Origin of the sequence: Marinobacter sp. MMG032 (assembly GCF_040112695.1) — a bacterium.
Lineage (GTDB): Bacteria > Pseudomonadota > Gammaproteobacteria > Pseudomonadales > Oleiphilaceae > Marinobacter > Marinobacter salsuginis.
On sequence record NZ_CP157802.1, the window covers coordinates 886,778 to 900,998 of the forward strand.

The 14,221-nt window shown below is 56.1% G+C and carries 9 protein-coding genes; 4 read left to right on the forward strand and 5 right to left on the reverse strand.

Going from position 1 to position 14,221, the window contains the following annotated elements; genetic code table 11:
- Positions 1-28: 28 nt before the first annotated feature.
- On the reverse strand, positions 29-1,543 hold the full coding sequence (locus ABNF92_RS04100) for a fumarate hydratase (RefSeq protein ID WP_349343522.1): 1,515 nt from the start codon (positions 1,541-1,543) through the stop codon (positions 29-31).
- A 183-nt stretch (positions 1,544-1,726) separates the two neighbouring features.
- Here ABNF92_RS04100 and ABNF92_RS04105 point away from each other — a divergent pair, with 183 nt between their 5' ends.
- On the forward strand, positions 1,727-2,500 hold the full coding sequence (locus ABNF92_RS04105) for an enoyl-CoA hydratase (protein WP_349343523.1): 774 nt from the start codon (positions 1,727-1,729) through the stop codon (positions 2,498-2,500).
- A gap of 305 nt (positions 2,501-2,805) precedes the next feature.
- Positions 2,806-5,706 (forward strand): MECDP-synthase, encoded by a 2,901-nt coding sequence (locus ABNF92_RS04110; protein WP_349343524.1) that lies wholly within the window; start codon positions 2,806-2,808, stop codon positions 5,704-5,706.
- Positions 5,707-6,060: 354 nt separating this feature from the next.
- Here the strand turns inward: ABNF92_RS04110 and ABNF92_RS04115 are convergent, their stop codons facing one another.
- Together ABNF92_RS04115 and ABNF92_RS04120 are read right to left on the reverse strand one after the other, a co-directional pair.
- The gene (locus tag ABNF92_RS04115) at positions 6,061-8,733 is read right to left on the reverse strand and encodes a penicillin acylase family protein (protein WP_349343525.1); all 2,673 of its coding nucleotides are present in this window, start codon (positions 8,731-8,733) and stop codon (positions 6,061-6,063) included.
- A 117-nt stretch (positions 8,734-8,850) separates the two neighbouring features.
- Positions 8,851-9,972 (reverse strand): CaiB/BaiF CoA-transferase family protein, encoded by a 1,122-nt coding sequence (locus tag ABNF92_RS04120; protein ID WP_349343526.1) that lies wholly within the window; start codon positions 9,970-9,972, stop codon positions 8,851-8,853.
- Between the two features lie 195 nt (positions 9,973-10,167).
- Here ABNF92_RS04120 and ABNF92_RS04125 point away from each other — a divergent pair, with 195 nt between their 5' ends.
- Complete coding sequence (locus ABNF92_RS04125; protein WP_349343527.1) at positions 10,168-11,187, forward strand: AraC family transcriptional regulator; 1,020 nt, start codon at positions 10,168-10,170, stop codon at positions 11,185-11,187.
- A 1-nt stretch (position 11,188) separates the two neighbouring features.
- Here the strand turns inward: ABNF92_RS04125 and ABNF92_RS04130 are convergent, their stop codons facing one another.
- Entirely contained in the window at positions 11,189-12,043 is an 855-nt protein-coding gene (locus ABNF92_RS04130; protein WP_069184929.1) for a hypothetical protein, read from the reverse strand.
- Positions 12,044-12,048: 5 nt separating this feature from the next.
- Complete coding sequence (rmuC, locus tag ABNF92_RS04135) at positions 12,049-13,524, reverse strand: DNA recombination protein RmuC (RefSeq protein ID WP_349343528.1); 1,476 nt, start codon at positions 13,522-13,524, stop codon at positions 12,049-12,051.
- Positions 13,525-13,810: 286 nt separating this feature from the next.
- Here rmuC and ABNF92_RS04140 point away from each other — a divergent pair, with 286 nt between their 5' ends.
- Entirely contained in the window at positions 13,811-14,200 is a 390-nt protein-coding gene (locus ABNF92_RS04140) for a hypothetical protein (RefSeq protein ID WP_153634469.1), read from the forward strand.
- The last annotated feature ends 21 nt before the right edge of the window (positions 14,201-14,221 follow it).

A 14,221-nucleotide genomic window follows, 5' to 3' on the forward strand; every position in this document is an offset into this window, starting at 1 on the left:
CTTTTCTTTTTTCAGCGACTTCCGGAGATCAGACCGCCTTGGCAGCAATGATCTTCTCGTGCCATTCCGCAGGACCTGTCTGATGCACAGACGAGCCGCGGGAATCGACGGCGACAGTGACCGGCATGTCCTCCACCTCGAACTCGTAAATGGCTTCCATACCCAGTTCCGGGAAGGCAACCACTTCAGCGTTCTTGATGGCCTTGGAGACCAGGTAAGCGGAACCACCCACGGCCATCAAGTAAACCGCGCCGAATTCCTTGATGGCATCGATGGCCACCTGACCGCGCTCGGCTTTACCGATCATGCCGGTGAGGCCGGTCTTCTCCAGCATGGTGTGGGTAAACTTGTCCATACGTGTGGCAGTGGTCGGGCCTGCGGGACCAACAACCTCTTCGCGTACCGGATCAACCGGCCCCACGTAGTAGATGAACCGACCCTTCAGATCAACCGGCAACTCCTCGCCTTTCTCGATCATGTCCACCATCTTCTTGTGGGCAGCGTCGCGTCCGGTCAGCATCTTGCCGGAGAGCAGAACGGTTTCACCCGGCTGCCAGTCCTTCACATCTTCCGGAGTGACGGTATCCAGATTCACGCGACGGACGTTCTCACCCACTTCCCAGGTAATTTCCGGCCAATCGTCCAGGCTTGGCGGGGTCTGCAGGGAAGGCCCGGTACCATCCAGGGTAAAGTGAGCGTGACGGGTGGCTGCACAGTTCGGAATAATCGCCACCGGCTTGTTGGCCGCGTGGGTCGGGTAGTCTTTCACCTTCACATCCAGAACCGTAGTGAGACCGCCGAGGCCCTGAGCGCCGATCCCCAGTTCGTTTACCTTGTCGAACAGCTCCAGACGAAGCTCTTCGGCACGATTGGACGCGCCACGAGCTTTCAGATCGTGGATGTCGATCGGGTCCAGCAAGGATTCCTTGGCCAGTTCCATCGCCTTTTCAGCGGTACCGCCGATACCAATACCCAGCATGCCCGGCGGACACCAGCCGGCCCCCATCTGCGGGACCATCTTCAGCACCCAGTCCACGACTGAGTCAGAGGGGTTCAGCATCGCGAACTTGGACTTGGCTTCAGAACCGCCACCCTTGGCAGCCACGTGCACTTCCACGGTATCACCCGGAACCATCTTGTAATGGATGATGGCCGGGGTGTTGTCCTTGGTGTTCTGGCGCTTGCCGTCCGGATCGGCCAGCACCGAGGCGCGCAGCACGTTGTCCGGATGCGTGTAGGCACGACGGACGCCTTCATTGATCACGTCGTCCAGTGGCATATCGCAATCCCACTGGACGTTCATGCCGACATTCACGAATACCGTCACAATGCCTGTATCCTGACAGATCGGGCGGTGCCCCTGGGCACACATGCGCGAGTTAATCAGGATCTGGGCCATGGCATCTTTGGCCGCCTGGGATTCTTCCTTCTGGTAGGCCTCATAGACGCCTTGGATGAAATCCTTCGGGTGGTAGTAGGAAATGAACTGCAGCGCGTCCGCTACGCTTTCAATCAGGTCGTCCTGGCGGATTACGGTGGTCATAGGCGCCTCATCAGCTTGATATCGTTATGTCGTGTCATCAGAAATCGGGAGGCGAGAGTTTACCAGAAAATCGGTTTGGCGAGTGATTCGACGGATGGCGAAACAAGGATTAAAACCCGTGAAAAACGCCAACAGAAAAAGGTATCATCCTAACCAAACGATAATAACACCCCAGGAGACGCCGTGACTGACCTCGTCCTCACCGAAACCAAAGACCGGACCCTCATCGTCCGACTGAACCGGCCAGAACGCAAGAACGCCCTCACCCACGCCATGTATACCGCCATGGGCGACGCGCTGGAACGGGCCCGGGATGACACCAACATCCGGTGCGTGCTGTTCACCGGCACCAGCGAGTGCTTCACCGCAGGCAACGACCTGGGCGAATTTGCCGCAGGTCTGCCAGGTGATTTCGAGCAGACGCCCGTTGGCCGTTTTCTTTTACTACTGGCCAGCGCCACTAAACCGGTGGTGGCATCGGTCAATGGCGCGGCCGTCGGCATCGGCACAACCATGTTGCTGCACTGTGATCTGGTGTTCGCCGGCGACAACACGGCATTCCAGATGCCCTTTGCCAGCCTCGGCCTGTGCCCCGAAGGTGGCTCAAGCCTGTTGCTACCTTCCTGGATCGGCCGGGTACGCACCGCCGAACTTCTGATGCTTGGTGGTGCCTTCTCCGCGGAAGAAGGTCTTCGGCTTGGCCTGATCAACCGGGTTTGTGAGCCTGGGCAAACGGAAGCCAATGCCTTCGAAGCCTGCCAGAGGCTCACTGAAAAAGCCCCGGCAGCGATTCGGGCCACCAAGGCGCTCCTCAACAAGCCAACCATGGAAGCACTCCGGGAAGCCATGCTGGAGGAGGGTCAGCTGTTTGCAGAACGGCTGAAATCCCCCGAAGCCGCCGAAGCTTTCCGGGCCTTCATGGAAAAACGCCAACCAGATTTCTCGCGCTTCGAATAAACGTCGACCAGGCCCCAATTTCCCTGTTGCCGGACCTCGACAAACCGTTATCCGGCAACTATTTTTCTCAAAGGCCGAACTCCAATCGTGCGGGGAGGATTCAAACACCAGAATCACACTTTTGGCTGATCAACACTTGCCATACTGTCGCTATAGTCAAAGATACAGAAATTGGCTTACAGCGCTGGCTACAATTTCAGACAACAGTTTAAGCAGAACAGGCCACTGACAACGGGCTTACCGGATCAGACCGGCCCCGTCAGCTGCCGAACATAACGACACAACAACAGGAAAAGGTTCCACCCATGTTCAAGAAAACTCTAATAAGTCTTGCCGTGGCGTCTTCCGTTGGACTTACAGGCTGCTTTGATAGCGGCGAGACGGGGGCGAATGCCAATCCGGACTACCAGATTGAAGATACGACGATTGACAGGTCGATTGTTCGTCCGATCTACAACCCTAACCCGATTGCGGAAGAGCCTGCGTTCCCGATCAATGCCGACCTGATCCTGCTGTTGGGCGCAACCCAGAGCGCCAACTATGACTTTACAGGGCTTTCGACTGGTAACACCCCGGCAGATGACGCTGTTAACGATCTCTCGGGTTTTTCCACTTCAGGCGCCTTTACCCTGAAGTTTGACGGTGAGCTGAATCCAGCGACCGTCATGGCAAACGCGACAGTATTTTTGCTCCCACTTAACGTTGGCCCTGCAATTGATTCGGCTCCTGAAGCTCTTCCGAACACCAACCCGACCAGCATCGTTGCAAGTAATCCCTTTGGTCAGGGCTTGGGACTTGAGCAGCCTAATTTCCGCGCGGACCCTGTAAGTGTTGATGGCGGCACAAACAACGCTATCCGTGTTGTTCCGCTTGAACCTTTGACTGAAGGTCAGAAATACCTGGTTGTTGTCACTGACGACGTCCAGGGTGCAAACGGTAAGCCAATTGAGCGTTCCGTTCAGGATGTCGCTCTAGCAGATGGCGTGCTGGGCAACCCCGCACTAGGCAACGTGAAAACCATTCTGCAGACTGCTGACCAGCTGGCGAACGGATTCCTTGCTCAGATGCAGACAGGCTCTGAATCTGCGCTGGCTTACACATTCACAACCAACTCTGACACTGACGTTCTTCGGGCGATGATGGCGCCGGCGGCATATGCGTCGGGACTGGGGCAAAAGATTGGCTTCACTGCCCAATTGAAAGCAATCAGAGACAACTACCCCACTCTCAACTTCTCCCAACTTACAACAAAGCTTGGTGAAATCACCGAGATTGCCGGTCAACTCGGCGCTGGCCAACTTGACGCTTCAACTCTGAGTGCGCAAGAAATCGCCGCCGTTACGGCATTGTCTAACGTGCAAGATGTGTTGACGGCTGACGGAACACAGACTCCGCAGACGACGCTTACGCAGGCCATTGTTCCGGAAATCGGGGACACGATTCACTTGCCAGTACCACGCCCTTCGTTCTTCTATCCGAAAACTGAGGCGGCAGATCTGGCAACCATTCAGGGTCTGGCAGCACAAGATCCTACAAACCCAATTGCACAGGCGGCAGCCCAGGTTCAAGTACATCAGGGCGCGATCACCCTGCCCTACTACCAGAGTCTTCCTGGCGAAACCGGAGCCGGAATTGTCACAGGCAGCTGGACAGGCAACACAAGCATGGAAGCTGGCCTGAATGAGAATCTGACTCCGGGAGACACAATTTTCTCCTTCCTTCGTGATATCGACGGCACACTGAACGTGAATGGCTACTTCCCATTCCCGCAGAAAAAAGCCGATACTACTGTACCAGTCGTGGTGTTTAATCCTTCAACGGATTCGCGCCCAGCGTCTTGCGTTGATCAAGACCCAACGGGAGGATTTAAGCCCAACGGCGTAACTATTTTCCAGCATGGCATTACCGTAGATCGGAGTGTCTCAATGCTGCCCGCCATTCTGTTGGCACAAAGTGCCTGCCAAACGGTTGTAGCAATCGATCAGCCTCTGCACGGGCTTGCTGGAGCGAGCGTAGGCAGGGTTGCTGGCCTATCAGAGCTCGACGAAGAGACTTTGACAACCACCGTACAGGCTACGATTCAGGGACTTGAGGCGCAGAACAATCCAGCCCTCGCACCCGTCATCGCACAACTCAATGCGCTGATTTCTGCTGACTACATCGGCGAGCGACACTTTGGGTATACCGCAAATGCATCTCTGCAGCCGGTACCAGCCCCTCTGGCAGACATCTCATCAGGTAGCCTGTTTATCAATCCTCTCAATATGATGAACAGCCGCGATAACCTGCGTCAGGGCGTCGTTGATCTCCTTAACGTGGCAGCGTCAATCCAAACCTTTGACATTAATGGCGACTATCAACCCTTTGATCTCGTTGGTCCGGGAATCAATGTGAACTTCATTGGTCACTCCCTCGGCGGTATTTCTGGAACCGTTTTCTCAGCGTTGGCTAACAGCAGCCTGAACGGGGTGCTGAATCAGACCTATCAGGATGCCGGGGCTCCCCTTAATAACTTTACGTTCCCGACCCTTGGCTCGGTTGTTCTGCACAACACGAGCGGCCAAGTAACTCGCCTGATTGAGAACTCACCGGCCTTCTCCGGCCAAGTTCTTGGTGGACTGGCTAATGCAGGTGTAACCCAGGGAACCTCTGCTTTCGAGAGCTTCTTCTACGTGTTCCAGTCAATCTCTGATGCTGGTGATCCAGTGAACTTTGCCAAGTCTCTTGGCGCCTCCACTGGAAACCTGCTTGTCACTGAGGTGGTTGGAGACAGCACCGTACCGAACGAAGCTAACGTTAATCCACTCAGCCCCGCATTCTCCGCACCGCTGACTGGCACGGAGCCTCTGATGGCACTGCTGGATCTGGGAGCAGGCGGAACCAATCTTGCCGATGGAGCTGACCTGAACCTCCTTCAGAGCGAAGACGTCTCTGGCGCTTCAGCCACTCCGGTCGCAGTATTCTTTGACGGCAGCAACCCATGCTCTACCGCCAATCACGGTACTTTTGTAGCGCCTCAAGCGCCAAATGATGCTTGCCCGGGTGGGTTTGCCGTTACCAGTGACGCCTTTACGGTAATGGTCACGCAAACAGCGCAAGCTCTGAGCGGCGGCAACGTGCCAGCTTCCCCCAACAACATCGATGCACTGGGAACCAGTCCGACTCTGGCCAACGCACTCGATCAGGACGAGCAGGCTGCTCCGTAAGGACTGGCTTCTGTCTACCAAGCCCCGGCATCGCCGGGGCTTTTTTTTTGGACGATGCCCGACATGGATCAGACACGAACAATCAATATTCCGAACAGCCCACACGTCCCACAACTCATGCGTCGATTTCAGCGGCTCACGTTTTCTAGAGAAGTTCTTATCATGAGGCTTGTTAACGGCCCTCAGCTGACCAGCGAAGGGGGTGGTGTCGGGCAGGATAGGCAGTAAAGGCGTGGAGATTTCAGGCGTTGCGAGAGCTTAGATGGCACTGCCATTTGTTCTCAACGACATGACCAATAGCAACGAAAAACGCCGCACTTGTTAGGGTGCGGCGTTTTCATAGTGGACTGTTTCTCAATCCGAAGAAATAACAGTCTGACCTTGTGGCAACAGATTCGCCTGAATGTCCTCTTCCGTGAAGAACAGTTGGCGGAACTCCTTGTTGGAATACTGTTCACTTTGATCACTGAAGAAAGGTGACATGGAGTCTGTGGACTGCGAATAACTCACAAGGCCATAAGCCTCCGGACCGTTGTCCGTGAACTCCAGACCAAAATGCCAACTAGTACCTCTGGCCATCAACCAGCCATCAATGCCATCCGTTCCGTCAGACAATCCGGCAGTATTGTCGATCGTTGACGGTGCAATCCGCGGGAAACGCGTGTCTTCCAGGAACGGATCCGTCACCACACCGATCGCGTTGAACGCTCCATCTATGTTGCCGTCACCACCGTGCCAGGGAATTGGCTGAGTCTGGAACACTGGTGTCGCGCCGGAGCCTGGGGCCACGCCACCGGAAGCGCGGTAATACTGAAGGCTTCCAAGGGCATCAGTCGGCAAAATTCCCTGAGATTGCAGAGCAGCCACACCATCGGCAAGCGCCAAGAGCATGGTGTCGCTTGCGGTCCCGGCATTCTCTTCAGATGGATCAGCCGGTGTCCCCACGGGATCAGCCGGGCTGAAAGGCGTCGTCAGATCTGAGTCCAGATCGTTGCGATAATTAGCCATGAAAACACGGAAGATATGAGCACCGACGCTATCCCGGTTGTATAGCCCATCCCAGTTGCTCAGAGACTGACACCAGGACGACAAATCGACACCGTTCACCGCGGTGGTGCCGATGGCATCACAGCGCTGCAGAAGCTCCGGGAGGAACTGTTCTGCATACCATGCCCGGTTGTTCCAGATCACACCAATAAGTTCTTCCGCGCTGAACTTGCCATCCTGCCCTGCTGGTAGCGGCGCGTCCGGGAAGCCAGGATCCATCAGATTCTGCAGCATCTTGATGCCCAGGCGCGTACGGGGATTGATAGGCGCCTTTTCATCACCAAACAGAGGTGAAAAGCCTGTCAGGAACTCGTCCGGATTGGTTGACCAGTAACTGCTGTTGGAGTTCTGCACCCAGTCCGATCTTACCAGCTTCGGTTTCTGGTCATAGGGAACCAGAGGACCACATGCTGTCTCAACCCAGTCCTCCTGGGAAAGCCTGCCATCCAGTAGTGTCACGCCTTGATCAAATAGACCGGCATAAGCGTCGCTACTCGCTCTTCTCAAATTAACGAGGGCGATAGCTTTTTCGGAGAGATTTGGTACCGAACTGCTGTCAATGTAGAACGCATTACCCTGGTCATCAGCGTAGGTAGTATTGGTCCAGAGGGTCGACCCACAGTTCTGGAAGACACTCTGGAACTCTTCAAGGTTGCTGGCTCGACTCATGCCCAACCAGGTGTCCAGAAGGCCGCCGGTATTGGCATTGGCATCACGATAGGTGTGAGCAACCATTGAAGACGCGTTCAGGGCACCGTTGTCGCCCCAGGCTGGCAGCTGACTGCTGACAGCATTGGCTGCGATCATGGGACCATACTCGGAGAAATAGAAGGTTCTCTCCAGCACAACAGGTTGCGGCATCCCCATGTCGACCTCGATTTGATAGGTCTCAGTGGTGATCGGCTTTTCAACCCCGTCCTTCACGTATGTCAGGAATTCTCCATCATCCTTCAGCACCAGCTCATACCAGGTAAAGCGGCGACTGGTCGTAACCGTGTGAGACCAGGCAAGATTCTCGTTGAAATTGATCAGCGGAATTGCCGTACCCAGCAGTCCAGCGCCATGAACATTCAGATAACCCGGCACGGTCATCTGAACCTCGTAGAGGCGCCGATGTCCTGTGTACGGGAAGTGCGGGTTCGCCAACAGAGCGCCCCGTCCCTGCTCGGTCAACTCGCTACCAATACCCCACGCGTTGCTGGCAAGGCCCATATCCGCGAAATTGGTCTGTGATCTCGCGCCGGCCTCTGCGGTAGCCACAACGCTTTTGAGTAGGTTGTTTACTTCCTCAGCATTGGTCACCGAGCTTACCGGTGTCGGTGCAGGACTCGCTGTTGGTGGGACTGCGAGGAACACGGCCCCCGTCGCGAATAACGCACCGCTCGCGTACTGGCCGACAATGCGATAATGGGCCAGGAGATCCACCGGAGTTATCGGCTGCACCCATTCCTGATCCGCACACTCTGCCGGGAACTGGGAGGCATCGGTTTCGTTAACGTAGCGGTTATACCCCTCCGTAAAGCCCTCAATAAGCGCACGGCTCTCCGGGCTTAACGTGGGGAACTCGGCCTCAGCGCCTGCGTATATCTGTTGGGCCTTGAAGCTGAAGTCATTGACGACATTGATACCGACGCCAAATCCTGCATCCGGCCCCGGCCCAAAATACTTCGCCCTTTCGCTTCGGGCCTTGACGACGGCCTCCGCCAGCATACAGACGTTGTCCTGAGCCTGAGCATATCCGTGCCCGAACGCGGCAGATTTCAGGTCATCAGCAACAATGTGAGGAACGCCACCCGTTGTTCGACGAATGGTTGCCTCAAGCTGACCATCCGAAGGAAAGAGATTGGGATCCACCTCAGCCTGTGAGGGTCCAGAAGAGTCATTGTCGCTGTCAAAACAACCCGCCAGCAAGGTACTGCCAAGCAGGGCGACAGTGAGACTGAGGGCATGTTTGCCACTCGGTGTTTTCCTGAGCTTCATAGTGTTTTCCTTGTATTTGTTCACTACGTTTTCACCATGTCCGGTGACATCTATAAAATTAGCAGAGCCCTCCTTTTCAGCCAGACAAAACTGAACACTTATTCACGTTATTTTCTTCTAAAGAAACTGATCATTATCAGCCCCAAGCATTTTTCCGATCCGGGACGTTTGCGATGGCGTTTTTTCAAACTTTATCGGGAATCCGATCTGCGGCTGCTGAGTGCCGTCTCCCCGGTCAACTCCAATCACCATATCCCGCGCTTTAAGTTGTGGATGCTTGGCGGCCTCCGAGATCGTCAAAACCGGCTCCACGCAGGCGTCCTGGTTGGCAAAGATCTCCTGCCACTCGGCCAGGGGTTTCGCAGCAATATTTGCCTTGATGGCGGCTTTAAGTTGCTGCTGATGCTCGGGCTTCTGGCTCATGGCCAGGCTTTTCATATCGGAAATACCGAGGGTGTCGCACAGGCGGGCGGAGAATTGGGGTTCGAGGCTGCCTACCGAGAGCCAGCGACCGTCGCTGGTCTGGTAGTAGTCGTAGAATGAGCCGCCGTTGAGCAATGCGCTCTCCGGCTTCTGCTCCTGGCCACCAGCCAGGCAGGCGGCCCCGGCCATGGCGTTCAGCGCAAAGGCCGCGTCGGTCATGCTGATATCAACAAACTGCCCTTCTCCGGTCTGCTGTCGATGGATAACAGCGGCCAGAATGCCCATGACGGCGTGGTGTGAACCGCCGGCCACATCCGCAATCTGGATACCCATCGGCGGCGGCCCGCTGTCAGCCCGGCCGCAGTGACTGCTTACTCCAGCCAGGGAGAGATAGTTGATGTCGTGGCCCGCTCGATCCTTGTAGGGGCCGGTCTGGCCATAGCCGGTGATGGAGCAATAGATCAGGCGAGGGTTTACCGACTTGAGGGCTTCATAGCCGATACCAAGCCGATCCATCACTCCCGGCCGGAATTGCTCAACGACAACGTCATAGTCCTTGACCAATTCCAGAACCTTCTCCCGGCTGCCCTCCTCTTTAAGGTTAAGCCCGAGCGACTTCTTGCCACGGTTCAGAAACCCGTGGGCCGTGCTCACGCCGGCATCGTGGGGTGGCATTACCCGGGTCAGATCCACTCGGTCCGGTGCCTCCACACGCAATACATCTGCCCCCATGTCCGCCAACAGCATGGTGGCGTAGGGGCCGGGCAACAAGGTGCTGAAATCCAGAACTTTCAGCGAAGTCAGAGGACCCGCCATGATAATCTCCTTTTTATTCTCAGGTTTCTGCAAATAGCATTCGTTTCCTTCATGCTGCCCGGTTTTGCCAAGCGGGCCAACTGCCGGTTCCTTCATTCCGATTGGCCGTTTCTACCAGTGTGGCCAAACGGCTTCGGTTGCATTGTTCTGCCGGGGTTTTATGATGGGTTTCGTTTTCATGGAACGGCGAGCGTAATGTCCGATCTGACGGTTTCGAAGCACTTTGTACAGGCGGCCCTTGTGGGCGCCGAGCGACTTGGTTTTGATACCCGTGAAATGCTCCGGGAAGCCGGAATCTCTCCCGATCTGCTGCGCATCGAGATGGCGAGGGTCAGCAGTGATCAGTTCAGCCATTTGATGCAGGTGCTCTGGAACCGCATGGGAGATGAGTTCATGGGGCTGGGGCCCAGACGGGCCCGAACAGGAACCTTTGCCACCATGTGTGCTTTGGTGATTGACTGCCCCAATCTGGAATCTGTGTACCGGCAGGCCTTCCAGTTTTCCCGCCTGTTTGAACCCATGGTGTCCATGGAACTGGAGGTTGCCAGGGACAAGGCTCAGCTCGTAACCCGGATAGAGGGCGAGATCAACGATCCGAGCTTTTTCCTGCGGGAGAGTATTCTGGTGATCTGGCACCGACTGGGCAGTTGGCTCATCGGCCAACCCATCGAGCTGGAGAAGGCCGAGTTCGATTACCCACGGCCGGCCCATGGCGACGAATACCGGCACATTTTCCACTGCCCTCTGGCATTCGAGTCTGACAGAATTGCCCTCACCTTCGACAAGCGCTTCCTGTCTGCGCCTGTCATCCGCGACAAGCCGGAGATGCGGCAGTTCCTGAAGACCTCGCCGGCAGACCTGCTATCCCGTCCGGACGAGAGTAACACCTTTACGGGACGCATTCGGGCGTTAATCGGCAGGGATCTTTCGAAGCCTTTGCCGGATTTTGAATGGATTGCAGCGGGCCTGCATACCAGCCCGCAGACACTGCGACGCAGACTGAAGCAGGAGAATACCTCGTTCCAGGAGATCAAGGATCTGTTACGCCGGGATATGGCTATTTACTATCTGAGCCGGCAGGAACTTCCGATTAACGACATCGCCGCCAAAGTCGGTTTCACCGAACCCTCAACCTTCCATCGGGCCTTCAAGAAGTGGACCGGGGTGACGCCAGGCGCCTATCGGGAAGGCGAGCGCGGTGATCTCTCCGATTGACTCAGGACCCCGAGGGCGCCTGAAGCGAACGGATCAGCTGCCCGAGCGTTTCGGCGATTTCCTGGGCCCTTTCCCGGTTTTCGGCCAGTTGAAGCAGTCGGGAACCGTCCCTCGGATCATAGACCCAGCAAGTTGAAACAGTCGCCTCACAACGCCATTCCACCCTGGGGTTGATGCCAAACACCGACATCGTCTCTGTGCTTCGCAGTATCCGGCCATCCTCGGCGCGCTTCAGTTCCTGAATCTGGATTTCCTCTCCCTGGGTGCCAAGACGATATTCAACGTCGGCTGGCCGATCGAGCCGCACGACCGCCTGATCACGGCGCCAGCCAGCCAATTCGAGCAGGCTGTTGATATGAAGCGTCAGCGCCTCGCGGTCTGAATCTGCCAGATACAGCTTGCGCAAAGACTCAATACGGCCCTCACCCGCCGGCTCAATAACCGCAACCTGTTCACTCTCACCGGTTGCCTGTGGGGCCAGGGCATTCTGCTTTCGGGTCTTTTCAATGGAAGTGATCAACTGCAGGGATTCCTGGTAGTGGGCACCCTCAGCGCCGGCGCGGCTCACATAGGTCTCAAGAGCAGACTGGGCTTCGTTCAGGTGGGAAGACTGCAGCATCACCCGCCCCCGATAAAAATAGTAATCGGCCGGCTTTTCACCCTCCAGTTGCTGCAAGCGGTTCAGATACTCGGCGGCCTCGCCCCAGTTTTCCGCAACCACTGCCCCTTCGGTAGCGAGCATCAATCTGCGAGTCTCGTGCTCGGGCGCCAGCGCCAGCGCGGGCCCGGACAGGAGCGCGGAAGCCAATACAGCCCCCAGGGCAAAACAGCGACCTGTTCCAAATAATACTGCCATGGCATCTACTCCTGCTCGTTATCTGCACCAATCGCCTGCTTCTCTGAATCAGGCAGGTCGTTGTCCCCGGAATGACGGAACTCTTCACCCTCGTCTACTTCGGCCTGGTCCATTATCCCCTTCGGCAATTCCTTTTTCACCCGAACACCCAGTTCTACAAAGCGGTTCGCCTGGGAGATCAGGTTGCCGCGCCCACGGGTCAGGGTGTTCATGGCCGAATCATAGGTTCCCTGGGCAGTATGCAACTGTGTGCCCAGGCGCTCCATCGCCTCAACAAACACCCTGAGTTTGTCATAAACAGCGCCAGCCCGCTCAGCGATTTGCCGGGCATTCTGGCTCTGGCGTTCGTACCGCCAGATATTCTCAATGGTTCGCAGTGTTGCCAGCAGCGTGGTTGGCGTTACCACAATAATCTTTCGCTCAAAGGCTTCTGCGAAAAGGTTCTCGTCCTGCTGAAATGCTGCCACAAAAGCGGGCTCTATCGGCATGAACAGCAACACAAAGTCCGGGGAATGGAGGCCGTGGAGCTGGCTGTAGTCTTTTTCGCTAAGGGTACGAATGTGATTCCTCACGGCCTCGACGTGTTGCTTGAGCGCCTCCTCCTTGACCCCGGAATCCTCTTCCTCCGTCACCCACTGCTGGTAGGCCACCAGTGAGACCTTGGAATCAATGATCAGGTTGCGGCTATCCGGCAGATGAACAATGACGTCCGGCCGGTAGAGCTGATTGTCGCCGTCGCGATAGCTTCCCTGGGTATCATACTCCACGCCCTTGCGCAGACCGGATTTCTCCAGTACCCGTTCAAGGATCAACTCACCCCAGTTACCCTGAATCTTCTTGTCGCCTTTGAGGGCGCGGGTCAGATTGGATGCTTCCTCGGTTATCTGGCGATTCAGTTCCTGCAGTGACTTGATCTCACTACGGAGGGCCTGACGATCACGGGTTTCGGTGGTGTACACGTCTTCAACCCGCTTGCGGAAGTCCTGCAACTGGTCCCTGAAAGGATTCAGCAGAGTATCAAGGCTGGTGCGGGTCTGCTGGCTGAAACGCTCGCTCTTCTGCTCAAAAATCTTGTTGGCCAGATTCTCGAACTCCGTCTTCAAGGCATCACGGTTACGCTCAAGCAACTCCAGTTTTTCATGGGCGGATCGGCGCTCCTTCTCAATGGTCACTTCCTTCTCGCGGAGCGCGACGCGGGCCTCGCCCAGCTCGCGGGAAAGCTCGTCCGACTTCGCCTGCAGGCTCTGACGCTCGCTCTCCAGCTGTGCCACGCGCTGCTTGCCATTTTCCAGATCCGACTCCAGACCGGCCACCCGATTTTCGAGGGCGGTTGCATGCTGTCGCCACTGTTCAACGTCCTGCCCAAGTCGACCATTCCTGCCCCAGAGCCCTTTCAGAACGATCAAAAGGATTAACACAACCATCAATCCCGCCATCAGATCGGGCCGGGACAAGATCAGTTCCGTGAGGGCTTCAGACACCTGGTACTACTCCTGTTACGGTTCTGTGTTTGATTGAGGAACCGGTGTTTCCCGGCCCCACAACAGTCTACCCCACGAAGGGAACCTTTTGCCCGGCACGCCGTCAATCAGAATGGCGAGGCACTAAGGACCACGACTGTTTGGCATTATTTTAAAGCTCGGGCATCTGCCTCTGGACGGCCAACGTAATATCGTCTAAAAGGGTAAAATGTTCACTCGCCAAGTGGTTATAACCTTTTTTAACCGCACGGCGGGCCCGAACCAGATCAGAAACGGATAACAGATCATGCTGAAAGAACTGTGGCGAAAACTGGAGGCGGAGTTTCTGCACAATGACTGCTCCGGCCAGGACAGCCAGGCAGGCTTATTCGGCACCCGTCCGAACGGCAACAAGGACGGCTTCAGAATCCTTCCGCACATTACCCACACGGGCGAGTTTCATCTCGAGCGTCTTACCAACCTGCTGAAGGCGCGGTATGGCAAGAGTTTCGGCATGCCCTCCAGCAAGTCTGAGAGTGACCAGGAAATCCGGGAGCTGATCAGCTTCGCAGCCAGAATCCAGGATCAGGATGTGCAGCGCGAACTATTGCTTTTCTACCTTAACTGCTCCCCGGTAATCCAGGAATACCTGCGCGCTGAGACTGTTCTCGGAGAGGGGAATTTCCTGTCACGGTAAACACTACTGCCCCTTAACCAT